This window comes from Nocardia sp. NPDC019219 (assembly GCF_040632645.1).
In the GTDB taxonomy this organism is placed as follows: Bacteria; Actinomycetota; Actinomycetes; order Mycobacteriales; family Mycobacteriaceae; genus Nocardia; species Nocardia sputorum.
The window spans coordinates 212409-228310 of the sequence record NZ_JBEYCG010000006.1; the positions used below are offsets into that span (position 1 = coordinate 212409).

Below are 15902 nucleotides of genomic sequence, written 5' to 3' on the forward strand. Positions count from 1 at the left end.
GCACGTCGAGTTCACCGAGCACTTCGAGCTGATCGCCGAACTCACCCCTGGCACAGGTGCTTCGGCGCGGAGTAGTCGCCGTCTTCGGGATTTCCGGGCCAACGCTCGTCTCCGAGCCGAACGCTCGGGTCGTGCTCGCATGTAGACAATAAATACGGTCGAACGTATAGTTAAGTCATGGGCGGTGGTTGGATGATGGACCTGGCGACGGAACTCGCGGTGGTCAAAAGCAGGCAGGACGTCACTGCGGCGTTGCGGCTCATGCACGACGAAATGGTCTTGGAAGCACCGGCGTTCGGGACGGTGGCGCGCGGGCTGGACGCGAACGAGGCGGCGTTACGAACCTTCTTCGCCTCGTTTCCGGACTACGACGTCCAGCTGGGCGGGAACGCAGCCGACGGGGAGACGCTGGCCTGCTGGGGCACGGTGCGAATGACCATGACGGGCAACAGATTCGGCGTCGAGCCGAACGGCCGGCGGGCGGAGCTACCGGTGTTCCTTCGCTTCGCGTTCGCCGACGGGCTGATCGCAGGAGAGTACTTCCATTTCGACCTGTCGGAGCTGTGCGCCCAATCGGGCGTCTCCACCGACGCGGTACGGCAGAAGCTGTTCGGAGGGAGATGACATGGACGCACGGGTCGAGGACATCGCCGGGATCGAGACCAGGCAGCTGTTCGACGTCGTGGTGGATCTGGCGCCGCCGCTGAACATCGGACGGGGCCGGGTACTGTTCGGTGCGGTAGGCGGGTCCTTCGAAGGTCCGAAGCTACGCGGCGCGGTGTTGCCGGGCGGCGGCGATTGGGCGACGTTCCGGCAGGACGGGAGCATGACGCTCGATGTCCGGCTGACCTTGCGCACCGACGACGACGCCCTGGTGCAGATGACCTACGGTGGACGGTGGACCATTCCGGAATCGGTGCGCGACCGGATGGGGAATCCGGCCACGCGACATCTCGTCGATCCCGGAAGCTACTACTTCCGCACCACCCCGGTGTTCGAAACCGGCGCTCGAGACTATCGGTGGCTCAACGATGTCGTGTGCGTCGGCTCGGGATATCCGGTCGAGGGCGGCATCGCCTATCGAGTCTTCGAGGTCGTCTGAACGGGCACCCGCCGTCCTCTGCACGCCGGATCGCACGGCGGTGCACCGGTGCGCGCACCTTCGCTTGACATTGTCGCGACGACAACGTTTTCACTGATGCCATGCGGATCAGAGAACTCGCCGACACGGTCGGCATCACCACCCGCGCCGTGCGGCACTACCACCGCATCGGACTGCTTCCGGAACCCCCGCGCCAACCCAACGGCTACCGTCGGTACTCCCTGCGCGACGCGGTCGAGCTCGCCCGCATCCGCAGGCTCACCGAGCTGGGATTGAGCCTGGACGAGGTCCGCGACGTCCTGGCCGAGGACGCGGGCAAGGACTTGGTGGAGGTGCTCGTCGAACTGGACGCCGACCTGGCGCGCCAAGAGGCGTCCCTCCGGCAGCGGCGCGCCCGCTTGGCGCAGCTGCTGCGGCAGGCGGAGGAGGGCGGCGGGCTGTCCGCCGACGCGCCGGTCTCCCCGGCGCTCGCCGCGCTGTTCGACGACATGGCCCGTGCCTGCGCCGGGCGTCCCGGGCCGGAGCCCGCGATGGCGGTCAAGGAACGTGAACTGTTGGCGCTGCTGGAGACCAGCGCACCGATCGGTGACGGTTGGCTCGACGGGATGGTGCGCGCGCTGAGGTCCGATCCGGCGGCCATGACGCGCGCGTACGAGATCTATGCCCAGCTCGACGAGCTGTCGGGAGTACCCGAGGACGATCCTCGGGTGGAGGAGGCAGCCCGGGCCGTTGTCGGCAGCATGCCGGACGGGATGCTGGAGGCGCTGCGTGTTCCTGGCGATCAGCAGCCGGAGACGACAGGCGGAAATGGTTTCGCGGAAGCGTTTTTCGCGGACTTCGCACCGGCGCAGGCGGCGGCGATGCGTCGCGTCATCGCATTGCTGCAGGAGCGGGGACGATGAAGGAGTTGCGGGCCCTGCGCCGGGCCGTGCGGTGGTCGTTCGCGGCGGTGCTGCCCGGCGAATCGGCGCTTGTCGTTTGCCTGGTGTCGGGGATCTCCCTCGCACCGCCCGTGCGGGTGGCCGTGGAGCTGTCGGTGTTCGCCGTGCTGACGGCCGCGGCCGCGCTGCTGGTCCTGGACTCCTACCGGCACCGCCGCGCCGCACTGACCTGGCGTCAGGCGGTCTCGGCTGCCGTCGCGGATCTGGTTCCCGCGGTCGTACGCAAGCTCATCGCGCACGAGTTCGCTCTCGTCACCAGCTTTCTGCGCTGGGTGATTCGTCGCGGGCCCCACGGTGTGCGCGACGGCGACGTGGCGGTGCCGTACGCCTCTGGGCAGGCGGCCGTCATGTACGGCTTCCTCGTCGTCTGTGTCGTGGAGACAGCGGCTCTCGCGTACGTCATCCCTTGGCCGCCGGTGCACGCGATCGTCCTCGTCGTCGACGTATGGGGCGTCTTCTTCGTCGTCGCGTTGCATGCCTCCTGTGTCGTGCGCCCGCACGTCGTCGGCGCCGACGGCTCGCTGCGGCTGCGTTACGGAGCGCTTCTCGACATCCACATCCCCGCTGAGCGCATCGCGTCCGTCCGCGTCCACCGCCGCTACCCCGACACCCGGCTGGCGGCCGTGGACGGCGACGCGGCGGATCTCGCCGTGTCCGGCCAGACAACGGTCACCGTGTCACTGACCGAACCGGTCACCTTCAGCCGGCCGTTGGGCAAGCCGGCGCAGGCTCGCACCTTCCGCTACTTCGCCGAGGACCCGGAATCCGCTGTCGCGCACCTCCGCGCCCGCGCGTCCCTCGACAGAACATGAACCGGAGTCTCCCCGCCTCGGCGCGGCTCCCGATAGGCGCTGCCGAGTCCTGTCCGGGGCGGCCGAACCTGTCCGGTGCGCCGGATGGCGAGCCGCTGATCGGAGCCTAGGGCGAGCGGACGCGAACGGCCGCCACTGCCGCGGCGTAGTTCGGCATGCAACCTCGAATCCGCACCTCGGCCAGCTCAGTCTCGAAGTCGCTGCCTGGCGAGGAGGAAAGCGACGAATTCGCGTACCTGACGGAAGTTTTCGGGGTTCAACTGTCGGAGTTCATCCTCCAGATCGGCCAGGTCGCTACTCGCGGGTTGGCGGGGTAACGACTCGGGCTCGGCGCTGTCGACGAAGTAAGCGGCCGGCACCCCGAGCGCCGCTGCGATCGCGCGCACAGCGGCCAGCGATGGGTTCTTACGACGGCCGTCCAGAAGCTGATACAGATACGGCTCCGACACGGGAGCGCCTGCCGCTCTCGTGCGTCGCGACAGTTCCTTCACGGTGATCCGCGCCTCGGGGTCGGTGGCCGACTGATCGAGGAGCACTCTCAGTCGCTCGGCGAAACCGGGTCTCTCTGTCGGATGTTCGTTGACCGGCATGTCATGTCCATTCTTGCGCAGGGCCTGTGATTCCCGAGACGTGGGCGCATCGGTCGGAGTTCGACAGCGGAAGCGTTCGCCGCGGTCGAATCCTAGGCGAGTGACCGCATGGGTGCCCGAAGTGATGTCCGGTCCTGCATCGCCGGGGGTTCCCAATCGGCGCTCTATGCTATAGCATATGAAATGTCATGCTATCGAATAGCAGCGGGGGCGGCAGAAGATCTGCAGCATGACGTAGCCAATGCCCACTCACGGCCCTGCCGTGTGTCACCGCTGCGGTAGACGCAAGAGGGGGTGAAATCATGCCCGCACACAACAACCTCAGCCGCCTGTCCGCCGATGTCGATCTCCTCGACGAGCTTCAGGTGGAGACCCTGACCAGCGACGCCGCGCCGCACGGCAGCCAGCCGGTCGCCTCGGTCGATGGAAACACCGGTGGCGGCTGCAGCTCGTAAGAGCAGCCGAGATCGAAGCCCGGTCCCGCTCGCGAAGCGGGACCGGGTCTGCCGACTTGCTACTTCTTCGTCACGGCACCGAGTACGAATTCCATCTGAGCGATGAGGACGGGGCGATCATGTCTTTCCAGGTGCGCGAACAACCTTCGAGGTCCACTCGAGGCGGAACCGCGACGCTTCGCCCACTGGCGATCGCCAGGATCGCGGCATTGCCTGCCGAGGCGCTCACCGGCCTCCGCTCGAACGCCACCTACGCTGCGCTCGCACAGATTCACGGCTTGCAAAGGGCGCTCACCGGCCGAGGTGTAGTGCTGGGCGACCAGCTGTACGAGGTCATAGGCGTGCTGCCCCCGAGCGACATTCGTCGTCGCCGACTCATCGGCCTGAGACGGTCGATTCACAATCAGCGACGACTCAGCGGGGACGAATGGAATCCGGAGCTTCGGACTGCGATTCCGGCGCGACTCGTGGCCGAGGTCGAGCTCTGGCAGCAAACGCTCGGTGAGCTGCATGATGCCCTCTCGAAACTGGAAAACACCGTCGCGGCGGAGCGGGAGCGGCTGAGCACGGTGCTTGCTCGACTGGCCGGCTACGACTGTGTTCGCCGCGGTATCGCGGCCAGCAGCGAGCCCCTTGCCGCCGAGGTCGAACTCTGGCTTGCCAGAGGCATAGCGCCTAAACGCCGTAAACTGGAACGCGTTTGCAAATTCGTCGTCCGTGCGGCGACGAAAACAACACTCTACAGTGGTTTCACCATTGCGGCGGAGGTCGATTGGACCGGCGACGCCACAGCATCTCCAGTCCAAAACCTCGCGCCGGCTTTCGTCGTCGACCTGGAAGCCCGGCTGATCGGCTCGATCGCGGCAAGAGTAGCGGATCACCCGCGGGTCAGGCCGCACCTGACTGTGCGGGTCAACCCCACAGCGACCCGGGTCGGCGAGCACATCCTCCTTGTCACACAGCGGGAGGCGGTCGTCTCCGTTCGGGTGACTCCGCTGGTGGACGCCGTGGTATCCGAACTCGGTGCGACGCGCCCCGCACGTCCGCTCGACGCGGCAGTGCGGGATATGTCGAACCATCTCGGCATCGACCGCTCCAGCGCAGCCGCGCTCTTCGGCAAGCTCATCGATGCCGATGTGCTGATACTGGACGGCCCGGCAGCCGATACCACAGTGGACCCGGTCACGGCTCTGTCGTCGTGGTTGTCGGTACATCATCCCACTTGGGATTTGACCGCTGAGTTGCAAGCGCTGGCGCGGCTGCTCGCCAGTCCACCGGCCTCGGGTGACGTAATCGGTTATCGGCGATGGTCACACCGGACCGCCCAGTGTGTGGAAGCAATCCGCAACCGGTTACACCTGCCGCCGATCGAGCCGGTGCTCACCTCGTCCCCGGTGCACGAAACAGCGGTGCTCGCAACGGCCGTACCGGCGTCGTCAGCGGAGTGGGACGAACCGTTGCACGATCTCCTAGCGGTGAACCGCGTTGTCACCGCTCTTGATCCGCTGACTGTCACCCGGGTCTGCGTACACGAGCTGTTGTGCGATGCCTTCGGTGATGATCGCAGTGTTCCCTTCGTCGAAGCGCACCTGCACCTGCAACAGATCCTGCAGCGAGGTGACATCGACAGTGCCGCCGAGGCGGACCTCCGGCTGATGGTCACAGCGCCGTCGATACGCAGTCAGGTCGACCTGCTGCTCCGCCCCGATACACCCTGGCAGCATCCGAGGCTGCGTCATATGCATTCAGTGCGCCAGCAGATGCTCGCCGCACTGCGCGCCGGGCAGACTCCCGGCGGCATCGAACTCTCGCCGGAGACGGTGTACGCCTCCGCGTCCCAATGGCCTGAAGACATGGCTGGATCGGCGTCAGTGGCCTACTACGTCCAGCCGGACCACACGGGAGGCAGGTGCCGATTCGTGCTGAACGCAATCCACCCCGGGTGGGGGCGGAACCGCTCGCGTATCCACCACCTCCGTGAGCGCGCCGGGCACCATCCGCGGCCGCTGGTCAGCCCCGAGAACCCGGACGGCGTCGTCTTCGCGGAAATCGAAGGAATATTCGGAGCAGCATTCAATCAGTGCACTCCAGCGGCTCCGTACGCGATCGCCTACCCCGGCGTGACGCCGCGCCGCAGTGCCGAGCAGTGCATCCCGATGTCCGATCTGCAGATTCGGTTGGACGCCCGCCGGTTGACCCTGCACTCCGCTGCGCTGCGCACTCAGGTGCTTCCGGTCCACAACGGCATGATGGACACGCGGCTGCTGCCGTCCGCAGCGCGGACATTGTGTTTGTGGTTCGGCGCCTTCCACTCCTTTCGGGCATCCGTCGTCACGCCGTTCGCTCCCTTCGGCCGGGAGATCGCTCCCGGCGTGCGCCGGCATCCTCGAGTCAGCATCGGATCAGTGGTCCTTTGCCGGCAGGCGTGGGTCATCGATACCGGCCTCGTGCCGCGCCCCCACCGCACCGAAACCGACGCGCAATTCCTGCTCCGTCTGTCCGGTTGGCTGCACGAACTGGCGCTTCCCGAGCGGTTCTTCGTACGGGCATATCTCACGACCGAGCAGGTATTCGACAAGCGCCGCAAACCGTTGTACATCGACGTCCGCAATATCATCGCCGCCCTCGACGCCTTCCGGAATCTTCCCGATTCGCCGCAGATCGTTCTCGAGGAAGCCCTTCCAGATCCCCTGCCGCTGGCGAACTCTCAACTGCGGCACGTCATGGAGTACGTCATCGAACTTCCTACCGCTGGGCCGCGGCCATGACAAGCCGACTGTCCTCGGCAGATCGAACCGCGGCGTCACCGTGGGTCAGTGCGCACATCTTCTATCACGGCTCGTTGACCACGGTTCTCACCGATCTCGTCGCTCCACTCACCCAGCAGCTTTCGAGCGGTGGCTCGATCAGGGATTGGTTCTATCTCCGCTACTGGGATGGCGGTCCGCATGTGCGCTTGCGGCTGTTGCCTGCCCACGGCGTCGCTGCCGGCCCGATACGCCGCGGCGTTCTCTCCGCTGCGACTACCTTCTTCGAAGTCAACCCGTCGCGCACTCACTTGTCCCAGCGCGACTACCGCTCGTACGCGCACCGGCTCGCGGCCCGCGAAGGCGCGCAAACCTTCTCGGACACACTGTTTCCCAATCAATCGGTGCGGTTCATCGAGTACGCACGAGAACACGACAGGTACGGCACCGGACGAGCCATCGTCGCGGTCGAGCAGCATTTCGGCCGATCCAGCCGAATCGCGACAGCAATCGTGAGCGCCGCTCCGTCCGATGGGCAGCTCAACGCGGTCGCCTTGGTCGCGATTCTACAGTCGTGGCTCGCCGCGACCCGCGACGCCACCAGCCTGCACGCATGGGCGGTGAACAATCCGTGGGATTCCTTCCGCCCTGTCGCCGCCGACTATGACGCACTGCTCCACGAACGGTACACCGGACAGCGGGGCAGGCTCATCGAGGTGGTTCGCGACGTCATCGCTGCCCCCGGCTCCACCCTTCCTCGCTGGTGGGACACCGTCACCGAACTCGCCGCCGACCTGACCGCGATAGAAGCCGCTGCACCACTGGAACTTCCGGTGTCCGCGACCACGTCATGCGCAGCCTTGCCGATCCTCGATGTCTGCGCGCACCTGTTTTGCAACCGCATCGGCGTCGCACCCCACGAGGAACATTATCTGCGACATCTGGTCCAGCGGTTGCTCGGCGAATTGGTGGGAGTTCGCTCGTGACGGCACCTTCTCCGGGATGGACAGCCACCGACCGCCCGTTCGCCGCTGAGCTCCGTGAGCGCTACTGCTTGCGCCCCGGGTTGTCCGCCGGCAACAAGAGCGGAGATATTGTTGCGCTGATCGCGTGGCCACGAATCCACCCACTTCCACTTGGGGTCCGCGCACGAACCGAAGTGCTGCGCACCCTCGCCCATGGCGCGCACACAGTGGACGAACTCACCCGCATGCACGGTGCGGAGGTCCGAGCAGTCCTCCGGTCGTTTTGGGCACGAGGGCTTCTCGCCGTCACCGTCGACTGGGAGGGTGCACCGCTGTACACCATGGTGCCGTTCGATCGGCCCTCCGCATTCCGGCCTCGGGCCGAAGAACTCGAGCTGTCGAAATACACCATCGTGCGACGCCACCATGAGCATCTGGTATCGGAGAATCCGACGTCCTGGTGCGATATCCGACTACACGATGTACGGATCGCGGCACTGCTGCTCCTTCCGTCGCGGGCAGGGCTCCCGGCTCCGGTCGCCGATCATGTCCGCGCCGACCTCGCCTGGTCGAAGCATCTCCGTCCGCGGCTATCAGAGGCGGACGCGTCCTCGGACGAGCCCCCGTGGAGCGCTCACGAACTGTGGTTCCATCACCGCAGTTCCTTGAGCGGGCGTGGTTGGCATGCCGAAGCATTCGCCGCGACCACGTCGGCACGCGAGGAGCCGGTTCGGCCACCGCCCGCCACGGATAAGTCGATCAAGCTGCACGAACCGGATCTACGGTCCTTGCGAAAGCTCGATATGACGCTGACCGAAGCACTCGAGGATCGCCGATCGTGCCGCCGATTCGATGACGCGCACCCGGTCACGGTGACCCAGCTCGGCGAACTACTGTTTCGAGCTGCAGGAGCCCGCGACCGCACGCGGACGGCTCAGCTCAGCCGCCCCTACCCGTCCGGCGGCGCGGCTTACGAGATCGAGATCTACCTGGTGGCGCGTGCGGTCACCGGTATTGAGCAAGGCATCTATCACTACCGTCCGGTCGATCACACATTGTGTCCGGTCACAACGGGCGAGCACCCTGCGCTCGCGCAGTTTCTCCGGCCGATCGGCCCCACGATCGGTGGGGCCACGCCGCAGGCGCTGCTGATCGTCGCCGCAGAGGATTCCGTACTGCGCAAATACGCGCAGATCGGCTACTCCCTGATGCTCCGCAATGCCGGTGTTCTGACACAGAACCTGTATCTCGTAGCCACAGCGCTCGGGCTGGGGGCCTTGGCATGGGGTCCGGTCGACATCGCTGCGCTCGCCGAAGCCACGCGCCGCGCTCCATGGCAGTTGTGCGGCATCGGTTCCATGGTCGTCGGCACCGCACAACGATCTCGGGAGAATTCGACATGAAGAACCCTGTTACCACGGAAAATTCACCGCTCGTAGCGGAGGTCCGCGGCGACGGGGTGCTCGCCGATGCGGTCCGCGCAGAGCTCGCCGATTTGATGAACGTCACCTCGCCCTCGGTCTTGTTCACAGTCAGCGACAAATGGGCGAGCACACACCTCGACGCTGCCGGCGACCGACCCCAACTCGGGGTTCACACCGAACTCGGCCGGGTCATCATCGGCCCAATGAAGCTGCCCGGTGAACCGGGGTGTCCGCGTTGTGCGGACGTGCGCCGGACCGAAGCCAGGGTCGAGCGCGATATCTATGCGCGTCTGATCCGGGAACACCGAGCCGCGCTGGAAGACCAGCCCTCGCGATGGCTGACGCGGCAAGCAGGCAAGCTCGTGGCGGTCCTCGTGGCAGACGAGTACCAACGCTGCGCGACCGGGCGACAGCCGAGAACCGTCCGTGCCTTGCTCATCATCGATTTGGCCGACCTCACGGTCTCCCGCCACCCGTTCCTGCCGGTGCCCGGCTGCGCATGCCATCCGCTTCCTGTCGACACCCCAGAGGTGACACAAATAACCCCGCGATCGGAGCCCTTCGTCGGGCTTGGCGCTTTCCGGACGCGCAACATCATGACTGACAGGGAGCGATTGAAGTCCACCTACGTCGACAGCGAGACCGGTCTCATAGCTGTACTACGCCGCACCTACACCGACGTGCTGCCTCGCACCAGTGCACAGTTCCGCCGCCCCAACGGAGCCTTGGAGTCTTCTGCCGGTCGCGGCAGGCGATTCCCGGATACCGAAGTAGTCGCCATTCTCGAGGCCCTCGAGCGGTACGCCAACCTGTGTCCGCGCGGCAGGCGCACCACCGTTCGCGGCAGCTACGCCGAGCTGGCGTCAGTGGCTCTCGACCCCCGCAGCACCGGCCTTCCCGCGCAGGCCGCGTACGACGCCGACGACAAGCTGCAGCCCTTCACGCCGGACACCCCTTGTACTTGGGTCTGGGGATTCTCGATGATCCAGCGTCGGCCGATTCTGGTCCCCGAGACTCTCGTCTACTTCGGCTTACCACCGGCGACGCACACCCGTTTCGTCCACGAAACGTCCAATGGCACCGCGCTCGGAGCCAGCAAAGAAGAAGCCGCGCTGCACGCCTTGCTCGAAGTGATCGAACGCGACGCGTTCCTGATCACGTGGTACGGCTCCTTACCCGTGCCGGAACTGGATGTCGACACGTTTTCCACCGATGCACGCCTGATCGTCGCCGGCTTGCGAGAGCGCGGCTTCGACGCCCGGGTATTCGACACCACCATGGAGCACGGCGTACCGAGCGTCTGCGCACTCGGCGTCAATGTCGAGACAGACTGGCCCAAGGCCGCGGTCGCCGCCGCGGCACATCCTGTGCCTGGTACGGCCGTACTAGCCGCACTCACCGAAGTCAGTGCGATGCTCGCGCACAACTCAGAATCGAGCGAGCAGCCCGAGTACCGACAGCGGTGCGCAGATCTGGCTGCAAACCCCTCTTCGGTGCGTCTGCTGATCGATCACGCCAACATGTACTTCGCGCCTGAAGCGTTCGACCGGCTGCGCTTCCTGACCGAAACTCGCGCCACCCTACGCCGTGTGCCGGAAACGCCCGCACGGTTCGACGCCATCACCGACATCAGTAAAGCGCTCACCACCATCGTGTCGATGCTCGGGGATAGTGGGATGGAATCAGTCATCGTCGATCTCACCGGGCCGGAGCACACCGCCGCCGACCTGTGCTGTGTGCGAGCCGTCGTCACCGGTGCCGTCCCCCTCGCGTTCGGCCACGCCAATCGACGAGTCGAGGGCATCCCGCGGCTTCTTTCGGTCCCGCATCGCCTCGGGTACACCGCACGCCCCCTCACGACGGCCGAACTTAACCAGGACCCGCACCCGTTCGCATGACAGAAGGACCGCGATGTATTTCATGTTTCTCGGCTGGAAGCTGCACAAACTCGACCACACCGTCACTTTCGATGAACTCCGAAAGTGGGTGGCGGACAAAGCGCGGAGTGACTTCACCGGATTCCCAGGCGTTCGCTTGAAGACGTGGGTGTCTTACGAGAGCACCGGTGTGTGGGGGGCAATCTATATCGTTGACGACCCAGAAGCCGTAAGCATGGACAAGTTGCCGCGACTTCCGAACGGCAAAACCGGCCCGATCGGGGTGCCGCCGCACTTCTCCACCGGCTGGCTCGACGTCGAGACCACGGTGTTCGGCGGTAACGATCCGACGGAGTTGCCGCTGTTGGGGTTGGTGCCGCGCACAACGGCCCCATCAGTCTTGAAGAGTGACGATTGACGTTTCAAGCAGCCGCTTTACGGAACGTGTGCGTTCCCCACCACAACGCGGCGGCCATGATCACCACGGCGAACGTGCCCCCTCGGGCGATCACTGCGAGATCGAAGGACCCGTCGAAACAGGTACGGACGGCATCGACTATGTGCCTGGTGGGCACGAAGTCGGAGATCACCTGCAGCCAGGTCGGAGCGATCGTCATCGGCAGGAAGATGCCGGACAGAAGCAAGAGAACCATATTGAGGCCCTGGGTGATCGGGGACATCGCGTTGGCGTCCTTCATCGTGAGCCCGAGAGCGCAGGAGGCCGCGGTGAGCGCTCCAGCCAGCAACAGCACCAGGGTGAGCCCCGCGAGGACACCACCGAAGGCCGGTCGCATACCCATCACATAGCCGATCGCGATCAGCGCCAACGCTTGGGCAGCCACCAGCGTGACTACCCGCAGTATCCGTCCGACCAGCAGAGCCGTACGGCTGGCAGGCGTCACCCGTTCGGCCTCGATGACACCGTCATGCAATTCCGTTATCACGAGGAAGCCTGCGAAGGTAGCGCCGAACAGCGCTTGCATGACAAGCATCCCGGGCACGAAGAACGCGTTTGTGTCGGTTGTCCCGATCCGATCGGCCAATGGTGACAGCAACGGCCCGTACGCAACGAGGTACAACGCGGGATTGCTCATGGTGACCAACAGCCACCCTGGATAGCGCAACATGATCCGCATCTGCCGCCGGTAGACGATGAAGCATTCACGCGCGAACCTCATACCGCACCACTTCCGCTACGGTCCTCCCGCAGGGAGCGGCCGGTGAGCTCGAGGAAGACGTTATCCAAGGACGGCGAGTGGATCGAGACCGACCGCAACTCGACTTCGGCGCGCTCCAATTGCCGCATCAGCTGCTGCATATTCGTTTTGCCGTGACCGACACTGGCCCGCACCCGACACCCGTCGACCCGGATGTCATCGCCGGACTCGGTGAGTATGCGTATCTCCCCGACGGTGCTCGCAACCATCGCCACGTCGGTCACCTCCATGTCCAACGTCTCTTCCCCGTAGCGGGCCTTCAGCGATTCCGGTGTGTCATCAGCGATGATTCGACCATCGTCGATGACGATCACGCGATCACTGAGTGCGTCCGCCTCGTCCAAGTAATGGGTTGTCAACAACACGGTGGCTTGGCGATCAGCGCGCAGCCGGCGGATGTGGTCCCACAGGTTGGCACGCGATTGCGGGTCGAGCCCGACCGACGGTTCATCGAGAATCAGCAACCGGGGATCGTGCACCATCCCGATGGCGAGGTCGAGCCGACGGCGCTGCCCGCCGGACATGCTCTTGCACTGCCGTCTCTCCAGCCCCATCAGGTCCAGTTGCTCGAACAAAATCCCTGCGCGGTCGCGCGCCTCCTTCTTCGAAAGCCCGTACAGCATCCCGTGATCGGTGACCTCGTCGAGCGCCGTCGCCGCGGCGTTTGTCGATCCGGCTTGGGATACGTACCCGATGTTGCGGCGGACCTGCCGGGAATCGGTCGCGATATCGAATCCGGCGACGAGCGCCTCCCCCGATGTCGGCGGCAGCAGCGTGGTCAGCATCCGCAACGTCGTCGTCTTCCCGGCGCCGTTCGGGCCGAGACAGGACACGATCTCCCCCTCCGCAACATCGAAGGTGACCCCTTTCACCGCGTGCACCCGCTCAGCGGTACGCCCGCGACGCCGTCGAGAATGAAAGATCTGTTCGAGTTCACGTGCCTTGATCATCGCTGTGGGTCATCCTCCGATTGCCGGTTCGTGCGTGCTCGAGTTCTCGAAGACGATCCGCGACAGCGCCAGCCGCCACGCCGACCTGAGCGCGGCGATGTCGTTCTCGGAGATTACATTTCGGTCGATTGTCCAACGCGCGGTCATCTCCGGGACCCGGCTGTTCATCGTCACGCTCAAGTCGATGACGGGGGCGGGTTTTTCCGCGTGGCCGCCTTTGTCCGCCGCATTCCGTGCGCGCTCGTGCGGCACCTGCTTGTGCTGGTACGTGTACGACACCGGGGGCTCCGGCAACGATCGCAGGATCGGACCCGTCGCGGTATCGGCATCCCGCAATCGCCGGTACCGAGCGCCCGCGGCTGGAACCTTGTCGAGTTGGCGGTCGACCTCGTCGATCACCGAGCGGACCGCATGCAGGCGACCTCGGAAGGCCGCGGCGACATCCAGACCTTCCAAGACCAGGTTCGCCGGAAACGTGGTGACATCGCCGTACCGAGCGGCCGTATCGGCGGTGCGGAGGTCGTCCGCAGTCGGGATGTTCAGCACGATGGATGCCTCCGCGGGTCCTTCCCCTCCACGCGCAGGCCGAGCTCGCACGATCGCCATCGTCAACGCCGTCAACGGTGCTCGCCACCCCGGCGTGTCCTGTTCACGAGGCGACCACGCGAACGTATCGACGTACTCAGCCGGATCCGGTTCGGATGATCGGACCAACCAGGCCGGGGCGCACAAGGCGTACTGCAGCAATATCGCTGCCCAGTAAGCCGACTCGTCGCAAAGGGCAGGTTCCTCGGCTCGATCCGCCCTCTTCACGAACGCTTCCTTACGATGACGCGAACCACATGAGGCATGATCGCGCTGATCCACGGATCATCATCGAGCAACACGAACGACGACGTATAGCCCCGCGCATGCAAAGACCGAACCAATTCTCCCTGCCGCACGGCTGCCGTCGGGGGTTCGCCACGAGTTCCACGTACGCTGGTGGGAAGTTCGGGCACCGGGGCAGGACGGTAGTCCGGTTCGTCGTGGTACAGCGACTGCTGGCACACGGTCGCGGTGATGATTCCGTCCTCGACCGCACCCGCGAGGTCGACCCCGCACCCGTAGGCCAGGGTGACCCCGTCGACCAAGACAGCAACGACCGGTGCGCCCAGAACCTCGGTGAGGGCGAACAGCTGCACCGTGACACGCATCGCCTCCAGCGCCGACAGACAGTAACGGCCGAGCGCGCCGACGAATGCCGCAGCATCGATCTCCGGGAACAGGTACCCGGCTCGACCTCGCACCGTCGAGACGGTGATGGAACGACAATGATCGAGCAGGCCGGCCAGGACCGCCTGGTCGAGGCTGTCACCGTAGGCGGTGCCGACCGGCAGCCCATACGTAGTTTTCATCGCTGCTATCTCGAAAGCAGTGGCCGCGCTCATCGCGACTGGCGTGCGATCATCGAGGCTGTAGCCGAACACGGATCCGTCGCGTGGAGCCGCGAGCGCCGCGGATGTTCGCAACGCGGCACGCGCCGCGGACAGCCGTGCAGAGGCGGTGTTCTTGCCGACCCCGAAGGCCCGGATCTTGGTTTTGATTTCGCCGGCCGGATCGGCAACCACCGACTCGGCGACGCGTAGCGGCAGCTGCGCGTATGGTCCCTCGCTGACCGTGCTGATGACGCCCACTCGGTCATCCGTGATTCCGACGGCTCGGCGAGCAAAGTCTGCATCTTGCAACGAAGCCGTCGATCGTGCGGTAGCCAGACGCCGCAGAAATGATTCCGGATCAGGTGGTCGCGGCGTTCGCCGGAAGGGTAGGTAACGATGTGTGGTCGTCGCCAAGGTTTCGGTGTCTATGCGCGCAAGTCGTCGATCGGTACTGTCGTCATCGATCGTGGTCGCGCACTGGATCAAGGTTCGGGCCAGATAGGCGGCAACCGCGGCAAGGGCAGCGGCCGCGTAATCAGCCAAAGGGGCTGCCGAGTCGATGGCATCCAAGCGTGGACGCACTTCGGTGAAGGTGACGCCCGGCGGCGCGATCCACACGGACGACTGCCCGAGTGCCGCCAGCACCAAGGGCGCGTTTTTGTGTAGACACCACTGCTCGACCGCGGCGATGCGGCCGACATCGGTGATCGCCAGGCACGCGACCGCGTTGCAGGCCGAGAATTGGACCGTTTCCAGGGCGGCGGGGTCGATGCATGTCGTCTCGATATCGGAGTCCCGAAGGGCCGCAGCGGCTGCCTCGGCCAGCGGGCTGGTGCCGATGACGACCGTCGGCGCGCCCCGTAGCACAGCGAGCGCGGCAGTTGGGTCCGCGACGGAGTAGCCGATGAGATCGACTTCCGGGTCATCCGGGTAGGGATCGTCGGCCGACTTCTGCTGAACCACGCCCAGATCGACCAAAAGGGATATCAGCTTCTCCGCGAAACATCGATGCTGCTGCGGGAACGGCTGAGTGATATCACGCAAGGTGTTGTGCCCGTCCAGCAGTGGGGCGAGAAGGGTCATCCACCCTTCGGCATCGGGAACGGTTCTCGTGACGAATCCGCGGTGCGACAGAACCGCGAGCCGGTCATCGGCAGCTGTGTAGAAAGCGTTCCTCCGAAGCCGCAACACCGGTTCGTCGGCGTTCCTTCGAGACCGGCGATTCACCGCATCCGCCGCTGGCGCGCGCACATCGACTAGCCCCGGTCGAGCATGGTCGGTAACCAATTGAGTACCCCCCCACAATCAAGACTCCCCTTGCCGCATAAGCTATCACGCCTTGTCGGTGCAGCAGCCCGAATTTCTCATCCGCCCAGGCCACCATCGATATTCCGCCGACCGTTT

General features: G+C 65.2%; 15 protein-coding genes. 10 read left to right on the forward strand and 5 right to left on the reverse strand.

The window, feature by feature from the left end:
* The first annotated feature begins 177 nt into the window (after nt 1-177).
* The 4 genes from ABZ552_RS14410 to ABZ552_RS14425 all read left to right on the forward strand — a co-directional run bounded on the left by ABZ552_RS14410 (nt 178) and on the right by ABZ552_RS14425 (nt 2855).
* Complete coding sequence (locus ABZ552_RS14410) at nt 178-624, forward strand: nuclear transport factor 2 family protein (protein ID WP_281873811.1); 447 nt, start codon at nt 178-180, stop codon at nt 622-624.
* A 1-nt stretch (nt 625) separates the two neighbouring features.
* Nucleotides 626-1102, forward strand: a complete 477-nt coding sequence (locus ABZ552_RS14415) for a DUF3237 domain-containing protein (protein ID WP_281873809.1) — start codon at nt 626-628, stop codon at nt 1100-1102.
* 101 nt (nt 1103-1203) lie between these two features.
* Nucleotides 1204-2004: a MerR family transcriptional regulator gene (locus tag ABZ552_RS14420; protein WP_281873808.1), complete on the forward strand. Its 801-nt coding sequence runs from the start codon at nt 1204-1206 to the stop codon at nt 2002-2004.
* Nucleotides 2001-2855, forward strand: a complete 855-nt coding sequence (locus ABZ552_RS14425) for a hypothetical protein (RefSeq protein ID WP_281873807.1) — start codon at nt 2001-2003, stop codon at nt 2853-2855. The genes ABZ552_RS14420 and ABZ552_RS14425 overlap by 4 nt, the downstream gene beginning before the upstream one ends.
* Before the next feature lie 185 nt (nt 2856-3040).
* On the opposite strand, the gene ABZ552_RS14430 is transcribed toward ABZ552_RS14425, so the two are convergent.
* The gene (locus ABZ552_RS14430) at nt 3041-3445 is read right to left on the reverse strand and encodes a helix-turn-helix domain-containing protein (RefSeq protein ID WP_281873806.1); all 405 of its coding nucleotides are present in this window, start codon (nt 3443-3445) and stop codon (nt 3041-3043) included.
* Between the two features lie 302 nt (nt 3446-3747).
* Between ABZ552_RS14430 and ABZ552_RS14435 the strand changes: the two genes are divergently transcribed.
* The 6 genes from ABZ552_RS14435 (at nt 3748) to ABZ552_RS14460 (ending at nt 11331) form a co-directional block, all read left to right on the forward strand.
* Entirely contained in the window at nt 3748-3900 is a 153-nt protein-coding gene (locus tag ABZ552_RS14435; RefSeq protein WP_159839920.1) for a hypothetical protein, read from the forward strand.
* A 119-nt stretch (nt 3901-4019) separates the two neighbouring features.
* Nucleotides 4020-6668: a lantibiotic dehydratase gene (locus ABZ552_RS14440; protein ID WP_357437422.1), complete on the forward strand. Its 2649-nt coding sequence runs from the start codon at nt 4020-4022 to the stop codon at nt 6666-6668.
* The gene (locus ABZ552_RS14445; RefSeq protein WP_357437425.1) at nt 6665-7633 is read left to right on the forward strand and encodes a lantibiotic dehydratase C-terminal domain-containing protein; all 969 of its coding nucleotides are present in this window, start codon (nt 6665-6667) and stop codon (nt 7631-7633) included. The genes ABZ552_RS14440 and ABZ552_RS14445 overlap by 4 nt, the downstream gene beginning before the upstream one ends.
* Nucleotides 7634-7713: 80 nt before the next feature.
* Nucleotides 7714-9015 carry a SagB/ThcOx family dehydrogenase gene (locus tag ABZ552_RS14450; RefSeq protein ID WP_357437428.1) on the forward strand — a complete coding sequence of 434 codons (1302 nt, stop codon included), beginning with the start codon at nt 7714-7716 and terminating at the stop codon, nt 9013-9015.
* A complete protein-coding gene (locus ABZ552_RS14455) occupies nt 9012-10934 on the forward strand; it encodes a TOMM precursor leader peptide-binding protein (RefSeq protein ID WP_357437431.1) in 1923 nt (640 codons plus the stop codon). The genes ABZ552_RS14450 and ABZ552_RS14455 overlap by 4 nt, the downstream gene beginning before the upstream one ends.
* A gap of 13 nt (nt 10935-10947) precedes the next feature.
* Entirely contained in the window at nt 10948-11331 is a 384-nt protein-coding gene (locus ABZ552_RS14460) for a hypothetical protein (protein ID WP_281873796.1), read from the forward strand.
* Nucleotides 11332-11335: 4 nt separating this feature from the next.
* On the opposite strand, the gene ABZ552_RS14465 is transcribed toward ABZ552_RS14460, so the two are convergent.
* The 4 genes from ABZ552_RS14465 to ABZ552_RS14480 all read right to left on the reverse strand — a co-directional run bounded on the left by ABZ552_RS14465 (nt 11336) and on the right by ABZ552_RS14480 (nt 15581).
* The gene (locus ABZ552_RS14465) at nt 11336-12091 is read right to left on the reverse strand and encodes an ABC transporter permease (protein WP_281873795.1); all 756 of its coding nucleotides are present in this window, start codon (nt 12089-12091) and stop codon (nt 11336-11338) included.
* Nucleotides 12088-13080, reverse strand: a complete 993-nt coding sequence (locus tag ABZ552_RS14470; protein ID WP_357437435.1) for an ATP-binding cassette domain-containing protein — start codon at nt 13078-13080, stop codon at nt 12088-12090. The genes ABZ552_RS14465 and ABZ552_RS14470 overlap by 4 nt, the downstream gene beginning before the upstream one ends.
* 9 nt (nt 13081-13089) lie before the next feature.
* The gene (locus tag ABZ552_RS14475; RefSeq protein WP_357437438.1) at nt 13090-13626 is read right to left on the reverse strand and encodes a hypothetical protein; all 537 of its coding nucleotides are present in this window, start codon (nt 13624-13626) and stop codon (nt 13090-13092) included.
* 263 nt (nt 13627-13889) lie between these two features.
* A complete protein-coding gene (locus tag ABZ552_RS14480; protein ID WP_357437441.1) occupies nt 13890-15581 on the reverse strand; it encodes a hypothetical protein in 1692 nt (563 codons plus the stop codon).
* Between the last annotated feature and the right edge of the window lie 321 nt (nt 15582-15902).